Source organism: Wolbachia endosymbiont of Drosophila simulans wHa (assembly GCF_000376605.1).
GTDB classification, from domain to species: domain Bacteria; phylum Pseudomonadota; class Alphaproteobacteria; order Rickettsiales; family Anaplasmataceae; genus Wolbachia; species Wolbachia pipientis.
The window spans coordinates 1112053-1130528 of sequence record NC_021089.1; the positions used below are offsets into that span (position 1 = coordinate 1112053).

Below are 18476 nucleotides of genomic sequence, written 5' to 3' on the forward strand. Positions count from 1 at the left end.
CTTGTTAGCGGATGAGATACCGCGAATGAATCGCGGTATGACGTAGGACTGCTGTCATTCCAGTGTCAGCTACTTTCATGACACCGTCTACTTTGTAAAATTCACAAGAACCATTAAAATATTTTTTTACTTTTCATTGTATATTTCTCAACATATTATCTTTAAGTACTAAAATAATTAACAATATGGCATTATTAATAGTTGAATCACCTGCGAAAGCAAAGACAATAGGTAAATATTTGAGTAAAGAGTTCAAAGTAGCTGCATCCTTTGGACATGTGAGGGATCTTCCAGCAAAAAACGGTTCTGTCGATCCGGATAATGATTTTGCTATAAAGTATGAAACCATTGAAAAAGCAGAAAAGTATATAAAAGAGCTAGTAAAAGCCGCAAGCAAAACATCAGATATATATCTTGCAACAGACCCAGACAGAGAAGGGGAAGCAATGGCTTGGCATGTGATAGAGACATTAAAAGAAAAGAAAGCAATCAGTAATGAAAACAACATTTATAGAGTAGTCTTTAATGAGATAACAAAAAGAGCAGTACAAGAAGCAATAAAAAATCCACGTGAAATTAATATGGATTTAGTGCGTGCACAACAAGCACGTAGAGCTTTGGATTATCTAGTTGGATTTAGTTTGTCACCACTGCTGTGGACAAAATTGTCGGGAAGCAAGTCTGCAGGGCGAGTGCAGTCTGTTGCATTAAAGATTATATGCGAACGAGAAGATGAAATTAGTAAATTTATAACACAGGAGTATTGGAGCATAAAAGCAGAAATGCAAAATAGCAAAGATGAGGCTTTTTTTGCTATGCTAAGCCACTATGACAATAAAAAGCTAGAAAAATTTGATATTAAGAATGAAGAAGAAGCAAAGAACTTAGTCAGGGAGATTGAATCAAGGCAATATGCTGTAAGCACAGTAGAACGCAAGCAAGTTAAGAGAAACCCGCTTCCTCCGTTTATTACTTCAAGTCTTCAGCAAGATGCAGTGAATAAACTGTATTTTAATGTGAAAAGTGTTATGCGCATAGCGCAAAATTTATATGAAGGTATCGATATTGGTGGTGAAACTGTAGGGTTGATAACTTACATGCGTACAGATGGGTTTCATATTGCAGATGAGGCTATAAACTCAATTAGAGGGTCAATTAAGTCATTATATGGTGATAAATATTTACCGCAGTCTCCTCGTAAATATGTAAAAAAGGTCAAAAATGCTCAAGAAGCACATGAAGCAATTCGTCCAACTGATATCAATAGAACGCCGGGTAGTATTAAGGATTACTTAACGCCAGAGCAATTTAAATTGTATGATTTAATCTGGAAAAGGACCATTGCAAGTCAAATGGAGTCGGCGATTTTTGATCAAGTGGTAGTCGAAATTAGTTCTACTGACCAGAAAGTAATTCTGCGAGCAAGTGGATCAAGTATATTCTTTGATGGTTTTTATAGAGTCTACCAAGATAACATAGAAGCCGAAAATGAAGGCCTGCTACCTGCCATGAAGGAAGGGGAAGCGTGTAAGCTGATTTCAGTTGAGCCAAAACAACATTTCACTCAACCGCCACCTCGTTATAGTGAAGCAAGTATCGTAAAAAAAATGGAAGAAATCGGTATAGGTCGACCATCAACTTATGCAACAATTATTTCGGTATTACAAGATCGTGAGTACGTTTCATTGGATAGCAAAAGGTTTATTCCAAGCAGCCGCGGTAAAATCGTTACTATATTTTTAGAAACTTTTTTTCAGCGTTGTGTAGAGTATGATTTCACAGCACAAATGGAAGAGAAGCTTGATTTAATTTCAAATGGACATGCAGATTGGAAAAAAGAATTAGGCCACTTTTGGGTGCCATTTTTTGGTCATGTAAACTCTGTCAAGCAAATGACGCATGATGAAGTTTTCAGCGGCATTCACGATTTGGTAATCGATTGGTTTTGTTCAGAAGAAGGAAAAAAAGAGGTGAATACAAAATGCCCTGCTTGCTCTGATGGCATATTGAAATTGAACTTTGGAAAAGCCGGGGTGTTCCTTGGATGTTCTAATTATCCTGAATGCAACCATACAAAAGAAATTACGGGCAGTAACGACAATTCAGAATATCCAAAAAGTTTAGGTATAGATGATATAACAAACCAAGAAGTGATGATCAAAAAGGGTCCTTTTGGACTTTATCTGGAGTTTAATAACGAGTTAAAAAAGAAAAAAACGGTTTCCATACCAAAAGATATAAATGTTAATGAGATTGATCTGAGCACCGCTACTCAGTTACTTTCCTTGCCAAAAGTAATCGGAGAACACCCTGAAACCGGAAAGGAAGTAAAAATAGGCCTTGGGCGATTTGGGTACTATATTTTCTATGATGGTAGATACTTTTCTCTTAAGAAAAGCTCCAAAGAGGTGCTGAATAGAGAATTGAGCGAAGTTGTACAAATTATTGCAAACAGTCCATGCAAAGAGTTAAAATCTCTCGGGGTTAATGAAAAGGGAAAAGAAGTTTTTATCTGCAACGGTAGGTACGGATTCTATATAAAATGCGGTAAAACAAACGTTGCTTTGGGCAAGAGTGCAGATATTGAAAGTATAGATCTGGAGAAGGCTTTAGAGTTGATTAAGAATAAGAAGTAGACTTTTATTGAAATATTAGGTAAAGTTAAAATATACTCTAATAATGCGTTGGGATAAATGATATTTTACACACAGGGCGACACTCCAGCTTTATGTAGGTTAGATTACACGGATGTAAGTAAGTTAGTAGGCATACCAAATATCACAAGACTTGATTTAACTGAGTGCAAGATTAGTGTTGAAGTTGCAAGAGAATTAGCTAAGCTTATAAATCTTACTTCACTTCATTTAGGTAAGTGCAAGATTAGTGTTGAAGTTGCAAGAGAATTAGCTAAGCTTATAAATCTTACTTCACTTCATTTAGCTGGGTGCAAGATTAGTGTTGGAGTTGCAAAAGAATTAACCAAACTTACAAATCTTACTTCACTTCATTTAGGTCAGTGCAAGATTAGTGTTGGAGTTGCAAAAGAATTAACCAAACTTACAAATCTTACTTCACTTCATTTAGGTCAGTGCAAGATTAGTGTTGGAGTTGCAAAAGAATTAACCAAACTTACAAATCTTACTTCACTTCATTTAGCTGGGTGCGAGATTAGTGTTGAAATTGTAAAAGAATTAGCTAAGCTCAAAAATCTTACTTCACTTCATTTAGCTGGGTGCGAGATTAGTGTTGAAATTGTAAAAGAATTAGCTAAGCTCAAAAATCTTACTTCACTTCATTTAGCTGGGTGCAATATTGGTGTTGAAGTTGCAAAAGAATTAACCAAACTTACAAATCTTACTTCACTCAATTTAATTGGTTGCAAGATTAGCAATGAAGTTGCAAAAGAATTAGATAAACTCAAAAAAAATCTTCCTTCACTTAATATAATTGGTTACAAGATTAGCGGTAAAGGTGCAAACGTAAAATTGCAGGATGAGGTATCAAACTCGCAAGAAAAACTTAAAAGCAGTAGCAAATACTATATTTGTGGAGCAACAGTTGGTTTAGTTATTGGTCTAGTTGCAGCATATTGTTTAGGGGCTGCTGCTTTAACTCCTGTTGGTGTTTCTGTTGCAGCGTTTATTGCATCTGCTGTGGTTGGCGCGTTACTCGGAGCTGGGGTGGGTTATGCTGTGAGTACATATCTTGAAAGCACTGAATTAAACAATATGCAACCACGAAGGAGTTGTTGAAGATCCGTGTTAAATTCTAGTACAGGAGCTTTTTTCTAATGCTAAAGTTTACAGTTGAAACAAACCACCTGGCCACGTGGAACTGATTTCAGTTTATCAGTTGAAACTTGATTTGAGCAGAGTATGCATTTTATTGTGTTGCTTGGAGTAAGTGAGTTATCAACAGCAATTCTATCATCAAAAACAAAACACTCACCTTCCCAATTATCATTTTTATTATGAGTTTTTTCGAGGTAAGAAAGAATGCCGCCTTTCAGGTGGTACACATCGTTAAATCCAAGATTTTTCATGTACGCTGTTGATTTTTCGCATCTAATTCCACCAGTGCAGTACATAGCTACTTTCAGGTCTTTACTCTCAGAAAATGACTCTGTCCACTGAGGAAACTCACGGAAACATTGTGTGTGTGGATTAATTGCATTCTTAAACTTGCCTAATTTCACTTCATACTCGTTTCGTGTATCTATTACTAAAACGTCAGGTTGAGAAGTAAAATCATCCCAATGCTCTGGATCAACATATTTACCCTTCAGGGAAATATCAAGATTGCTTACACCAAGATTCACAATCTCTCTTTTTAATTTTACCTTCATCTTGCTAAATGGTTGATATTCTGCTGCACTCTCTTTCCATGTAAGGTCCCTTAGCCTATAATCAGAACGTAGAAAATCGAATATTTTATCAATTGCGTTTCTTTCACCAGATATTGTTGCATTAACACCCTCTTCTGCAAGGAGTATAGTGCCCTTTAACTCAACGTTGTTGCATGTAGCTTTTATTTCGTCTTTCATGTCATAATAATTAGAAAGTTCTACAAAATGATAGAAAGTTGCAATGACGAAGCTCATGATTATTCACTTATCAACTAAAAACATGATATACAAAATTATAAAGATATTCAATAGTACGGCTGTTAATTACTGGATATCTTCAGTTTTTACATATAACATTTTAATATAAAATATAGATTCAAATTAATGTTTTTAAGAGTATTTAAAAATATATTCTTATTTCTAGTAAGTATATTATTCGTCTGTCCAATATTATCATTAATATCAATTCTATTTACAGATACAGCAAATTCCGGATGGGTAATCAGCACACTTTTCCCTGAATATATACTGAGTACGTTAATTTTGATGATAGGAGTGGGGGGAATATCTTTCATATTTGGAGTAATTCCAGCGTGGCTCACCACATTTTTTTCATTTCCTGGAAGTAAAATTTTTGAGATTGCTTTGTTCTTTCCGATATCGATTCCTGGATATATAGTAGCGTTCGTCTATGTAAATACACTAGAATTTTCAGGTCCAGTGCAGAGCTCATTAAGAGACATTTTAGAGTGGAGCAAAGGTGACTATTGGTTTCCTGAAATAAAATCCCTAGGTGGTGGAATATTAGTAATGGGATTTAGTTTATATCCATACGTTTATATGTTAGTCCGCTCAAGTCTAAAGAATGTTAGTAACTCAGTCACTATTGCATCAACACTTGGGTTCTCCTCATTGAAGAGCCTGTTTTCTGTCATCATACCCTCCATACGCCCATCGATTATAGCTGGGTTGTCTTTGGTACTAATGGAAGTAATTACAGATTTCGGCACACCACAGTTTCTTGCTATCGATACTTTTACGACGGGAATATATCGCACCTGGTTTTTACTGCATGACAAATATTCAACTACTGTTTTAGCAGTTGCAGAATTAATTTTCGTTGTGATACTAATAGCTATCGAAAAAAAACTACAAAAAAAAGGAATATCTTACTCTTCAATCAATACCAATTCAGATTATCACAATAAACGGAGTATAAGTGGCGCTATACCGTTGATCTTTGCTTATCTTATGTGTGTATTGCCGATATTAATAGGTTTTATTTTGCCAATGATTCCGCTCATATATTGGAGCATAGAGAAGGGGTTTTTCATATACGAAGCAAGATTCTATAACATAATAGCAAATAGCATTAGTTTATCATTTATCACCGCATTAATCTCAATTAGCATTGCAATAATGATTGGATATACGGCGCGTAAAAATAAGGTAATCAACAATATAGCGCGTCTCATTTCTTTAGGCTACGCAATTCCAAATGCAATTATCGCAATTAGTATAATAATATTTTTAAGCAGAATATCCTCTTTCATTACTCAATATGTTGTGGAAATTAGCTTAGTAGGAACTATTGGCGCATTAGTTTACTCATATTTATTCCGTTTTTTTGCTATATCTTTCAAGGCGGTAGAGTCAGGGCTCAAAAAAACACCAAATGAAATTGAGTGGACTGCATATACCATGGGTCACGGACCTATTTCCACATGTTTGAATGTTCATATCCCTCTCATCAAGAAGAGTATATTATCGGGATTTTTGCTCGTATTTATGGATACTATCAAAGAGCTCACAGCAACACTCATTATAAGACCATTTAATTTTGAAACTATATCAACTAGAATATATGAACTTGTAAGCGATGAGCGCTATAGAGAAGCTGCCCCATTTTCGTTAATAATAGTTATAATAGGCTTAATCTCTACAATAACATTATTTACACTTGATGATAAGGATAAAAAATAAACGTAACTGTTCACAGATTTCCACTTAATTCTTCAATCTCACTAATAGAAAGGCCAGTAAACTTAACAATAGTGTTGACATCAACATTATTAGCCAGCATTGCTTTTGCGACTTCAATTTTCCCTTCAATTTTCCCTTTCTCTATACCTTTTTGTATACCTTTCTCTTCAGCAAGATCAAGTCTGTATTCAAGAATAGCTTCTTCTTTGCGTAGATCCATTATCCTTTCTTCATAGGCTACTAAATCTTTTTCGTTCCAACGAAACTTGTCTAATTCATCATATGCTAGCTTTATTATTGGCGCTTTTTCTGCTATCTCTTTTAAGTCCTCTTCTGTTGTTTCTTCTGCGTATTTAAAAAAGAAACACCACCTTTCTACTATACTTTCTAACTGCTCTACTTTATTTTTTGCGAATTTAGGCAACTCAATAAAGACAAACTGAAAATCTTTTAAGTAATGGCCGTTAGTTTTTATATCACGTATATTGTGAGTAGAAATATAATCAACTTCTTCAGGAAGTAAGTTACAATTTGATATAGCAATAAAGAAGACTTTCTTTAAATCAATGTAGTTGCCAGATTTATCTAATTGTCTTGAGTAGGCTTTAGCAGCATAGAGTTGTGCGCGCTTTTCAAAGCCCTTGTCTCTAGCGAGCTGCATTTCTGCTATATATCTATTTCCGTGAGAATCCTTGCAGAGAACATCAACAATACTTTGTTTATCAGAGGCAACTTCGGGATCCATAATAGTGCTAAGAAACTCAACTTCTTGTATTGCATTTATCTCAGTAAACCCTAAAATATCGTTCAAAAAGTGGGTCAGGATATTCTTATTTTTTTCCGTTCCAAAGATTTTTTTGAAACACAAATCATTGCGAGGATCGAGAAATTTTGAAAGAGCCATAGCCAAAGTGCTTAAAAATATTAATAATTATACACTATTATTAACAATTATTCAACCATATTTTTGAAGATAGCTATAGCTAACACGTCATAACCGCCACGAACCGTCATACCGCGATTCATTCGCGGTATCTTAGCATAGATCCCGCTAACAAGTAGCGGGATGACGATTGTGTATCGTGCTTTGCTAAAAATCACAGAATGCAGTCTGGTTACAAATAAACTATTTTGATAGTTAATGGGGTCTAGTTTTGACGTATGGACTATCCAAAGAAAAGGGTGGTATCATAACCTCAAAAATTTTTATGCTTTCTTCATTCAGAAATTCATACTTACCCTGCATTATTCCTGACGGTGCATTTAAGTATGTTCCACTTGTGTATTTGAATACCTCTCCAGATTTTATCACAGGTTGTTCTCCGATAACACCAACTCCGGCAATTTCATTTACTTTTCCCTTATAATCTATTATTTGCCAATGACGACTTAACAATTGAATAGTTGATTGGCTTTTGTTTTTTATCTTAACGTTATACATCCATACATAGCAATTTTCATAAGGAATGGATTGCTCTTCAATATAAATTGGTAAAACTGTAACTTCAACAAAGTTGGTAGTTAGTGTGTATTCTAGAATCATTATAGAATATTCATGATAAAAAGATAGTATCCTAATTATATACTTTTTTCATAGATTTTTCAAGTATACTCTAATTAGGAAATATCAATTTATAGTATGAATGAACCAGATGCGCTTAGCAAAAAAGTAATAGGAATAATAGGTGGTGGACAATTAGGTAAAATGACTGCTATCGCTGCAACAAAACTTGGACAAAAAACACATGTTTTTGCCAGTGCTAAAGACGATCCGGCTTGCTCTGTTGCTGATGATTTCACAATAGCAGATTTCTCTGATAAGAAAGCGCTTGAATCTTTTGCACAGAGTGTGGATTTGGTCACTATTGAGTCTGAAAATATTCCATGTAGTGCAATTAATATCGATGTAAATTTTTATCCGGGTAAAAAAGCGTTACACATTGCGCAAAATAGGCTTAGAGAGAAAGATTTCATTAGAAGCTTGAGTATAAAAACTGCTGAATACAAAAGTATACAAAATTATAATGAGCTACTGGAAAGCAGTAGAGCTTTTGGCTATCCAACAAGGCTGAAAACAACAGAAATGGGTTATGATGGAAAAGGGCAATATGTGCTTGAGAATGATTCTGAAGTGAAGCAATTTGCTTCCTTTGATTGGAATACAGAGTACATTCTTGAAGCAAGTGTTGATTTACTGAAAGAGGTTTCAATAGTCGTTGCAAGAGATAAAAACGGTAAAGTAGCTTTTTTTCCTATAGCAGAAAATTACCACGTTGATGGAATACTTGATACTTCAACAGTGCCAGCTAAAATAGATAGCAAATTAACTCAAGAGGTACAACGAGCTGCAAAGAAAATAGCAAATGCGCTTGATGTAATAGGAATTCTGGCTATTGAATTTTTTGTTACTAAAGATAACGAATTGTTAGTTAATGAACTAGCTCCCAGACCTCACAATTCTTGCCACTGGAGCTTGGATGCATGTAACGTTAGTCAATTTGAACAGCTGGTTAGGATAATATGCGGGCTACCTATGCAGGAAGTAGTATTACGCTTTCCTTGTATGACGAAAAATACAATAGGTAATGATATATATGATTCTCATAAGTATTTGAGCAACGAAAAAGCTAGTTTAACCATATACGGGAAAAAAGAGGTTAGAGATAAGCGTAAAATGGGACATGTCAATATAGATTTAAGTTAACAGTTTTTCTACGTTATACCGCCACAACTGTACGAACATTGTGATATGATGAGATGTTACATAGTAAACGGTGTCATTCTAGCACCTCTTTTCCCGTCATTCCGCTGCTTGTTAGCGGGATCTCATTTTACTTTATGAGGGTGTCATCCGAGTAGCCCCTTTCTCGTCATCCCGCTGCTTGTTAGCGGGATCTCATTTCACTTTATGAAGGTGTCATCCGAGTAGCCTGACTACTTGGATCCAGGAATTTTATTAAGTTGGTAAGCATAAAAGTGGCTGATCTTATGTTAAAACACAACGTTCTTGATGAGATTACAGCAAGGCTGGATTCCAGCGTCAGCTACTTGAATGACAGCAGTCCTACGTCATGCCGCCGCGGTATCTCTAGATCCCGCTAACAAGCAGCGGGATGACGGTTGTCGTTTAGCCACAAACATTAAAAAATTTACCAAACGAAAAAAAAGGCAAAAGAAACCCTAGGGTAGCTAATTATTCACTATCCATTTTTTAAGTTGGCGTTTTTTAATGTTTTAAATGCTTTATAAGCGTATTTCAGCTTGTGTAGGTAAAAACCCAGAAATTTGATAAAGACATAAGGTGCACATAGTGCAAAAAATTAAACATGAGACGCCAGATACGTGAGTTTTTTTGTCATTTAATCTGTACAGAGAAGATAAATAAATAGCTTCAGTTTCATGATAAGGGGGCTGGCGGAGTTTGTCAAGGAAGTTTTTCGTTTCTATTTCCAATAAAAGTTTGTATGCAATAACACAGAAGCATGTACAGCTATTCCTTCATTTCTTCCAAGAGAACCTAATTTTTCTGCAGTGGTTGCTTTGATATTTACAAATTCATCATCAATTTCTAATGCTTTTGATATGAATTTCTTCATTTCTACTTTGTAAGGCGATATTTTAGGCTCTTCACAAACTATAGTAATATCTAAATTAGATACGCTGTACCCTTTTTCTTTTGCTTTTTTAGCAGCAAAGTCAAGGAAGTGAGATGAATTGCAATCTTTCCATTCAGAGGAACTAGGAGGAAAGTGCTCTCCTATGTCGCCATATCCCAGTGCTCCGAGTATTGCATCAACGATTGCATGTATTGCAACATCACCATCAGAGTGCGCTTCTATTGCCATGTTGTGTTCAATTTTCACACCGCAAATTTTTATAAAGCTTTCAGCACCGTTTTGAACTTTAATGAACTTATGTATATCATAACCGGCTCCGACACGAAATTTTGGCTCTTCAAAAAGAAGCTTTGCCATATTGATATCCTCTTTTGTGGTTAACTTAAAATTGCTTTTCTCACCTTTAATAATCGCAACATGTTTTTTGTGCTCTACCATTAGTGATGAATCGTCAGTAAATTCTTTGACTGATTGATGGCATGATAATAATTCTTTGAAATTAAAAATTTGAGGGGTTTGTATGGCTCTGAGCTTTCCTCTTGAAATCGTAGATTCAATAAAACTATTACTCACCAATGACATAGTGTCTTCAACTTCTATTGCTGGAACTACTCCTGTATATTGATCATTAATCATAGATTCAACCAAGTTATCTATCAGAACATCTGACACAAAAGGCCTACAAGCATCGTGTATAACTACAAAATCTGGGTTAACTTTTTGTAAGCTTTCAAGCCCTAGTTTAACTGAACTTTGCCTGTTTTCTCCTCCGTATACAGGGCTTAGTAATTTAGTGTCTGTAATTAGTGATATAGCTTTCTCATAGAAACTTTCATGGTCTCTATTAATTGCTATTCTTATGTAATCTATATATTGGTTAGCCAGAAATCTTTTAATTGTATGAAATAAAACAGATTTACCTGCCAGTTTTATATATTGCTTAGGAATCGTAGAATTGCATCTACTGCCTACTCCCGCTGCAACTATTAATGCTGCTATTTTGTATTTCTTAGCGCACATATTTCTTTTTGTAGAAGCTTTCCTCTCTATCCAAGATTCTTTCCGAAAAATAAAATTTCTGACATCATATAAAAGTTACTTCCCCTATTAACTAGCATAATTATAATAGCAAAAGAGATATTTAGAGAGCTCAAAATCTATCTTTGCCTGCGGATTAAACAACTAAATTTTAGTAAAAAACGATAGTATTACAAATCGTAAAATACTTTCAACATAGGAAAAATAAATTGCATATTTTTCAGTAAATTAGCTATGCTAAACACATGCAAAAACGTCATATAACTATTTGTTTCATACTGCTTTTTATAATAGGGATGTTATTCCTGATGCGTCCTATGATTTTTCCATGTTTAATATCTATTATTATTGCATATTTGTTTAATCCGCTAGTAGTTAAGTTTGAAAAGTATAGAATACCGCGTTCATGTTCTGTAATTTTTATAATACTTATTTTATTAATAGCTTTTATACTAGTCATAACATTTGTTTTACCTATTATATATGTTCAAATTACTTCAATATTAAATTTCTTAGTGAGTAAAGTGCCTTCATTAAAGCTTAAAGTAATCCCCTCTGTATTAGAATTTCTTAATATAAAAATCGAGGATAGCTTATTTGATCACTTATCTAAAAATCTAGCAGAAAATTACAGCAACTATGTATCTTATTTCATGAATGCTCTTGATATTGCTAGTAACTTTATAATCCAAGTGTTAAGTTCAAGCTTTAACACGGTACCATTAATGGTGATTACTCCTGTAGTGTTTTTCTACATATTACGTGATTGGCCTTTAATTATAGAAAAAGCTAATAAATTAATCCCTATTCCTTACAGAGGAAAAATTGCAGATTATTTTTCCAAAGTGGATTTCATTATATCTAATTATCTAAAGGGGCAGGTAAATGTATGTATTGTCATGATGGTCTTTTACTCTGTGAGCCTGAGCATAATCGGATTGGAACACTCTATTGTTATTGGAATTTTATCAGGAATGTTAACGTTCATACCTTACGTAGGGCCATTATTATATACCATTATTGGGTTTTTGAGCGCTATCACTCAATTTAGTGGATGGTTTGAAAGTGCTGCCGTTTTGCTATTATTTGGTGTTGGACAATTAATAGATTCAAATATATTAGTTCCTTTATTAATAGGAAAAAAAGTTCATATACATCCAACTGTAATTATTCTGGGAATTACTATATGCGCTTCATATTTTGGATTTACAGGTATATTACTTTTTATTCCAATAATAGCAATGTTCAATGTATCAGTAGAATATGCAATCAATAAATATTTTAAAAGTGAGCTTTATAAAAACGGCTAACAGACCTTTTGCATAATCAATTTATGGTAAGAGGAGAAATGAGCCCAGAATACCTGACACATTTGAGGAGCGTAAGTAAATTTCTGCGCAAAAATTACTACCAGAAAGAGGTTACGTAAGAGGTTCAACGTGCAATTAAATTTATTTAACAACAATCAAGCTGATTATAGCCGGCAAAATTACATCATCTTAGATGAAAATAAGCACGTATATAATTCGGTAGTTAATGATTTATCTTGGAAATGTCTGATTCTTTTTGGACCTAAAAGCTCCGGTAAAACTCATCTTGCTCATATTTGGCAATCAATAAACGATGCAATCTTTATCAATGTGAATAACTTCGTAAGCGAGATTAGGTATAGCGATGCTTTTATTTTAGAAGACGTACAAAACATTAAAGATGAAGCAATGTTATTACATTGTTACAATTACATGAAAGAAAACGACAAGAGGCTGCTAATCACTTCTTCAATTTCACCAAAAAAGCTTAACTTCAAACTAAGAGATTTAAGTTCTCGAATATTATCAACTATCAGCGTAAAAATTTTGCCTGCAAGCGAGGAATTATTAAGAATTATGCTAATAAAACGATTTTCAGATAAACAGTTAAAAATTGATTTAAAAGTGATTAATTATATTTTAGCAAGAATAGAACGTTCTTTCTATAGCATTGATAAAATTATAGAAAAGATAGATAATGAATCTATAGGGTCAAATGTGACCGTTCCTTTTATTAGCACTTTATTAAAAAAAGATGCCATTTGATTTCTTCTTTTGTAAAGGTGTATATTAAAAATTTATTAACACCCATAACACTAACGTAATTGGAATCTCTATCTGTCCATGTTAGAATTATAATCAATGTTATGTTATAATAAATATAGATAGATACAGCTAAGAAGTATTCTATATTTATAGTAGAGCTCACTTTATAAGGTGTTTTTTATAGATTTAACGTTATAATTTAACTATGATAAGAGTAAGATTAAATTTAAGAAAAAGGTTAAAGCAAAAGTTTGTGATGTTCACTCTATTGATAAATGCTTTATTTGTCTCATATTTTCTCATAAGAAACACAGGGAACACTTCTAATCAAATTATAGCCAAAGAAATAAATATAGGAACTGATAATGAAAAATAAACAGTCGCAAAATAAAAAAGAAAATCTTTACATAACATATTACATAGATGCTTTAGCTTCAGAGAGGTTCGCTGCACAAAATACTCTGGAAAGTTATCGTTCGGATTTACACCAGTTTGAAGAATTTTTATTGGAAAGCGGCACTACCTTGGTTGGTGTAAACAAAACCAATATTAAAGATTATGTGAAATCTTTATGTACACAAAAAAAATATAAAAGTAGCTCTATATCAAGAAAAATATCCGCTATGAAAAATTTTTACAAGTGTCTATTTAATGACGGAATAATAGATTTTAATCCAGCGCCGGCTAATGATGCTGAATTAAAGAATCCAAAAGTTTCTCGTCCTTTGCCTAAGTATTTAAGTGTCGAAGAAATATTTTTGCTAATGGACACAGTGAGAAAATCAGCAAGCGAATCGAATAAAGAGATAAGCAGTAAAAGGCTATGTGCGATTTTAGATATCCTTTACTCTTCTGGAATGCGTGTTTCTGAACTAATTAGTATGAAATTATGTGAAGTGTCACATTTAATAAACAGTAATAACAAAGAATGCTATATAATAATAAAAGGAAAAAGTGGTAGAGAGAGGCAAATTCTTTTTAATGAACAAGCATTGCAGAGCCTTAGAAATTATTTATCAGTTCGTGATAATCTGATCTCTAAAGAAAAGGAATCCGATTGGCTATTCCCAGGTGATAAACCTAATAAACCAATTACAAGGCAGAGGCTCGGTCAATTAATGAAGGAGTTGGCAAGAAAATGCAATATTGATGAAAATGAGATCTCTCCACACGTGATTAGGCATTCTTTTGCTACCCATCTACTAAATAGCGGAGCAAATATTGTGTTGATACAGAAAGTTCTTGGCCATACTAACCTTTCTACAACACAAATATATACTCATATTGCTAACGAAAAGTTAAAGGACAAATTAGCTGATTCGCATCCTATTACTCAGATGATCAATAATTAAATTTATTGTTTTTAATTTGTAATAAAGTTAAATTTAAATAAATTTATGTGAGTTTGTGATTTCAAGTTTATTGTTTAATTTCTTTCTTATATTATGGGAGGTATTCTATACTTTCATTACTCTCCCTGTAATTTTCTTTTCTGAGTGTGTAATAACCATTTTCCTCGTCTGTTCGGTGAGAGTTGTATTATTCATGCTGCGTTTATTATGTGGCATTAAATATGAAGTGAGGGGAATGGAAAACATCCCTAAGCAACCTTTTATCATTGCATCTAAACACCAATCTCCATTTGAAACATTTATTTTTATACTACTATTTAGAAAAGCGGTTTTTATTTTAAAACGTGAATTGAAATGGATTCCATTCATTGGTTTGCATCTTATAGCGCTGAAAATGATTTTTATTAACCGTTCAGATGGTATCAGTTCTATACGCCATATAATCAAACTAGCAAAAATGCGTATAAAAGAAAATAGAAGCATAATAATATTTCCTGAAGGTACAAGAACAACTATAAACCAAAATATAAAATATCAACCAGGTATTGCTGCTTTATATAGCGTATTATCTGTTCCTGTGTTACCGGTTGCTTTAAACACTGGTTTGTTTTGGCCAAAAAGCATACTTTCTCTGAGAAAGAATCCCGGAAAGGCAGTAATAGAAATATTGCCCCCAATATATCCTGGGTTAAACAAAAATGAATTCTTGCAAAGTTTAGAAAAAATTATTGAAGAGAGAAGCAGTAGATTAACCATAGGAAAAACTGATATTGCAAATTAACAAAAAAACTTTATAATTAAAAGAAAAGTACAGTATTTTAGGTATTAATATATGGCAAATCATAAGAGTGCTAAAAAAATGATAAAGGTAATAGCAAAGCGCACTTTAATAAATAAGATGCGGAAAAGTAAAACTCGCACCTCTATTAGAAAATTGGTTGATATAATCAAGTCTGGCGACAAAGAAAATGTTGTTCTGGCATTTCGGAATGCTGAATCTAATTTACACAAGTGTGTGAATAAAGGTGTTATTCATAGGAATACTGCTGCGCGTAAAATAAGTCGCTTAAATGCAAAAGTAAAAGCATTGATGACCGCTTAATACGGTTAATGTAAAGTTAACTGTATTAATATATACTCCTCAGTTTGTATATTCTGTATAAAATTTAAGTAGCTTAAGTGATGGATAAAAAAGTGCTATTAGAACTAAGTAATGGATTAAAAATCGAGCTACCTGTATTAAGCGGAACAACAGGTCCTGATGTGTTAAATATCAAGGATTTATATAAGATGACAGGATTATTCACTTACGATCCAGGGTTTGTTTCTACAGCTTCATGCTCTTCTACAATTACATTCATTGATGGAGATGAAGGAGTTCTTAAATATAGGGGACATAATATAGCTGATTTGGCAGAGAATAATAATTTTACTGCTGTGATTTATTTATTGCTCTATGGTGAATTACCCAGTTCAGAGCAACACAAAAAATTTCTTCTCAAAATACAAGAATCATCCAAAGTATCAGAGCAAGTTACAAATGTAATTAAAGCATTTCCAAAAACTGCTCACCCTATGTCAATCTTAGTTGCATGTTTTGCAAGTTTGTCAGCATCTTATCATGAAAAGCATGGCAACAATGTCAATGGTGAAGACCTAGATTTTGGAATTTCTGCAATAGCGCAAGTTTCCACAATTATTGCAATGATTTATAGGCATATCAACAATCAGGAATTCATAAATGCTAACAATGAATTAAGTTACAGTGAAAATTTCTTAAAGATGATATTTGGCGATGCTGTTGATAATGATAAAAGCGCCCTTTTTGCAAAAGCTCTGGATAAAATATTTACTCTCCATGCTGATCATGAACAGAATGCTTCTACGGCGGCTGTCAGATTGGTGGGATCGGCTGGTTCTAATCTGTTTGCAAGCCTCTCTGCAGGAGTTGCTACACTTTGGGGACCAGCACATGGTGGAGCTAATGAGGCAGTTATAAATATGCTAAAAGAGATAGAGCAAAGTGGAGATATAGATAAATTCATCGAAAAAGCTAAAGATGATAAAGATCCATTTAAATTGATGGGATTTGGACATCGTGTTTATAAAAATTATGATCCGCGCGCGCGTATATTGAAAGGCGCTTGCCATGAGGTTCTAAGTAAACTAGAACAAAATAATGAACTGCTTAAAATTGCAAAAAAACTTGAAGAAATAGCTTTAAAGGATGAATATTTTATCGTGCGTAAGTTATATCCAAATGTTGATTTTTACTCAGGTATAATAATGAATGCTATTGATATCCCCTCAAATATGTTCACGCCTATTTTTGCACTTGCAAGAACCACTGGTTGGGTTACTCAGTGGTATGAAATGATAAATGATAAAGAAACTAAGATCTGTAGACCAAGGCAACTCTATTTTGGTAAATAAATTTATTTTCACTTCATTAGACTTCTTGCATAACCCAAACTAAGTAGAAAAAAGGTGTCATCCGAGTAGCTGACACTGGTTCCTTTACGACGGAAGTGTCCAGAGGTGTCATTCCAGTCTGGAATCCAGAAAAAAGGATGGTGTCATTCCGTATCCGTTCAGCCAATGGCGTCAACTTAAGAACTTTCATTAGCAAACTCTCCTAAAGACATGATGGCGTTTAGGCTTATCTACTTTATTGCGGCTGTCCCGGTCGGATTTTAACTTTAGCGCGTATACTTAAAAAGGGCTTGAAAGTTTTTTGGCGCAATAAGTACCTGATAGAGTTTCTGCCTCATTACACCAAATAAAACTGAAAAATTTAAACGATACTCAGTAATTTGATCTGGGTTCCAAGGCCCTTGTGCATCACATATATGAAGCGATAATATATTGCACATGACCAAGTTTGCCCAAAATTCTTGTAATACAGCCTCTCCAGAAAAATTCTCTAACTCTGCTCCTACTTTGAGTCGTTTATAGCACTCCTCTATGTGCCACCTTAACACATAAGCTTTGCTCCAAAGTCTCGGTCAAAAACTCTGTTTCTCAGTTGGCTAATGTCAGCACTATAACTCTTACTTTCTGTCCTTTCATTTTATTTTTTAGCTTTTCATTTTCTAATATAAAATCAAAATCTAATTCGCCAGCGTTCCCATAGCTTACTATAATTTCTTTTTTGCAAGCGAAAAATAAAATCTACTTCCAAATCATAATGCTGCTGAATGAATTTTACTGAAGACGATCATAGATAAATAATAATTTCTCTTGATTTAATAAACGCATTTGAGTGATAACTTCGGGTAATTGCTCTGCCGCCAACGTTTGTTCACCTATATTCCAAGCTGCAAGACGAGCACTACAAATTAGCGAAGTACACAAATCAACAAACAAATTGCCAATGGTGCCTGTTGTTCCATTTGGTTCAAACTCGGATACAATTTCCCCAGAGCTGGGTAATCTCATACCAGAACCATCTGCTGCAATAAGTCTATAGCCTCTCCAACTCAGGTTCATCCTGATAGGCTGTTTGGATGCTTAAATTCTTGAAAGCCTGTATGGCAAATCTTATACCTTGCTTTAGAAAAAGCTTGCTTTGAGGGTACATGTCAATGGCTCCATAAGTTCACATTCTATTCCCAAACTTTTTTTAACTAACTTTAAAATCATAGAAAATACTGTCGAAAAAGGAAGTTTTCTTGTTCGTGTAAAACTCAACACAATGGATTTTCTGAAAAGTTTTCGAGTATATTATATTTTTAATTTGTAGAATAAGGTTTTTTCCTTTTTGCATATTTCACCTAAAAAGGACACATTTTAGACTTCTTTGTTGAAATAAAACAGAAACAAAAGTGCTGTCCCTTGCACTCTTTGGATAATTTAATGATAAAAAATTTAGAGAGAAATTTTATACACTATCGCTGATATTTTTCCTTAAGTTGACGCCATTGCCTGAACACTTACCTAATGATGAAGCTATCGAAAACATAGCAAAGAGACTTCAAAAATCTATAGACGATGCAAAAAAGCACAAGGTCATGTTTAGTGTTGATGTATTCCAAGGAGAAAAAAGTCATCAATAATAGATTATTCG

The 18476-nt window shown here is 33.8% G+C and carries 16 protein-coding genes and 1 pseudogene; 12 read left to right on the top strand and 5 right to left on the bottom strand.

All coding sequences use genetic code 11. The features are described from left to right. Window positions 1-185: 185 nt before the first annotated feature. Both topA and WHA_RS05115 read left to right on the top strand, forming a co-directional pair. Window positions 186-2636 carry a type I DNA topoisomerase gene (gene topA / locus WHA_RS05110; RefSeq protein ID WP_015589399.1) on the top strand — a complete coding sequence of 817 codons (2451 nt, stop codon included), beginning with the start codon at window positions 186-188 and terminating at the stop codon, window positions 2634-2636. 57 nt (window positions 2637-2693) lie between these two features. Continuing rightward, window positions 2694-3752: a leucine-rich repeat domain-containing protein gene (locus WHA_RS05115; RefSeq protein WP_015589400.1), complete on the top strand. Its 1059-nt coding sequence runs from the start codon at window positions 2694-2696 to the stop codon at window positions 3750-3752. Between the two features lie 41 nt (window positions 3753-3793). Here WHA_RS05115 and trhO read toward each other — a convergent pair whose 3' ends face one another. Then, window positions 3794-4600 (bottom strand): oxygen-dependent tRNA uridine(34) hydroxylase TrhO, encoded by an 807-nt coding sequence (gene trhO / locus WHA_RS05120; RefSeq protein WP_015589401.1) that lies wholly within the window; start codon window positions 4598-4600, stop codon window positions 3794-3796. A 129-nt stretch (window positions 4601-4729) separates the two neighbouring features. Here trhO and WHA_RS05125 point away from each other — a divergent pair, with 129 nt between their 5' ends. Continuing rightward, window positions 4730-6328 (top strand): ABC transporter permease, encoded by a 1599-nt coding sequence (locus WHA_RS05125; RefSeq protein ID WP_015589402.1) that lies wholly within the window; start codon window positions 4730-4732, stop codon window positions 6326-6328. A gap of 10 nt (window positions 6329-6338) precedes the next feature. Here the strand turns inward: WHA_RS05125 and WHA_RS05130 are convergent, their stop codons facing one another. Continuing rightward, window positions 6339-7232: an Rpn family recombination-promoting nuclease/putative transposase gene (locus tag WHA_RS05130; protein ID WP_015589403.1), complete on the bottom strand. Its 894-nt coding sequence runs from the start codon at window positions 7230-7232 to the stop codon at window positions 6339-6341. 234 nt (window positions 7233-7466) lie between these two features. After that, a complete protein-coding gene (apaG, locus tag WHA_RS05135; RefSeq protein ID WP_174516854.1) occupies window positions 7467-7868 on the bottom strand; it encodes a Co2+/Mg2+ efflux protein ApaG in 402 nt (133 codons plus the stop codon). Between the two features lie 99 nt (window positions 7869-7967). On the opposite strand from apaG, the gene WHA_RS05140 reads away from it, so the two are divergent. Further along, window positions 7968-9032 carry a 5-(carboxyamino)imidazole ribonucleotide synthase gene (locus WHA_RS05140; protein ID WP_015589405.1) on the top strand — a complete coding sequence of 355 codons (1065 nt, stop codon included), beginning with the start codon at window positions 7968-7970 and terminating at the stop codon, window positions 9030-9032. A 739-nt stretch (window positions 9033-9771) separates the two neighbouring features. Here the strand turns inward: WHA_RS05140 and ispD are convergent. Beyond that, a complete protein-coding gene (ispD, locus tag WHA_RS05145) occupies window positions 9772-10965 on the bottom strand; it encodes a 2-C-methyl-D-erythritol 4-phosphate cytidylyltransferase (RefSeq protein ID WP_015589406.1) in 1194 nt (397 codons plus the stop codon). Between the two features lie 263 nt (window positions 10966-11228). Between ispD and WHA_RS05150 the strand changes: the two genes are divergently transcribed. From WHA_RS05150 to WHA_RS05175, 7 genes are all read left to right on the top strand, one after another. Beyond that, a complete protein-coding gene (locus WHA_RS05150) occupies window positions 11229-12293 on the top strand; it encodes an AI-2E family transporter (protein ID WP_015589407.1) in 1065 nt (354 codons plus the stop codon). A 129-nt stretch (window positions 12294-12422) separates the two neighbouring features. After that, complete coding sequence (locus tag WHA_RS05155; RefSeq protein WP_006280257.1) at window positions 12423-13058, top strand: DnaA ATPase domain-containing protein; 636 nt, start codon at window positions 12423-12425, stop codon at window positions 13056-13058. Window positions 13059-13263: 205 nt separating this feature from the next. Continuing rightward, on the top strand, window positions 13264-13434 hold the full coding sequence (locus WHA_RS06950) for a hypothetical protein (RefSeq protein ID WP_007549057.1): 171 nt from the start codon (window positions 13264-13266) through the stop codon (window positions 13432-13434). After that, complete coding sequence (locus tag WHA_RS05160) at window positions 13424-14410, top strand: tyrosine recombinase (RefSeq protein ID WP_015589408.1); 987 nt, start codon at window positions 13424-13426, stop codon at window positions 14408-14410. Before WHA_RS06950 ends, WHA_RS05160 begins: the two co-directional genes overlap by 11 nt. A 55-nt stretch (window positions 14411-14465) precedes the next feature. After that, window positions 14466-15191: a lysophospholipid acyltransferase family protein gene (locus WHA_RS05165; RefSeq protein ID WP_010963063.1), complete on the top strand. Its 726-nt coding sequence runs from the start codon at window positions 14466-14468 to the stop codon at window positions 15189-15191. 51 nt (window positions 15192-15242) lie between these two features. Further along, on the top strand, window positions 15243-15512 hold the full coding sequence (gene rpsT, locus WHA_RS05170) for a 30S ribosomal protein S20 (RefSeq protein WP_012673338.1): 270 nt from the start codon (window positions 15243-15245) through the stop codon (window positions 15510-15512). 80 nt (window positions 15513-15592) lie between these two features. After that, a complete protein-coding gene (locus WHA_RS05175) occupies window positions 15593-16843 on the top strand; it encodes a citrate synthase (protein WP_015589409.1) in 1251 nt (416 codons plus the stop codon). Between the two features lie 189 nt (window positions 16844-17032). Here the strand turns inward: WHA_RS05175 and WHA_RS06625 are convergent. Beyond that, a pseudogene (locus WHA_RS06625) lies at window positions 17033-18176 on the bottom strand (transposase). A gap of 154 nt (window positions 18177-18330) precedes the next feature. On the opposite strand from WHA_RS06625, the gene WHA_RS07265 reads away from it, so the two are divergent. Then, window positions 18331-18465, top strand: coding sequence for a hypothetical protein (locus WHA_RS07265; RefSeq protein WP_255324782.1), 135 nt, complete (start codon window positions 18331-18333; stop codon window positions 18463-18465). Window positions 18466-18476: the final 11 nt, after the last annotated feature.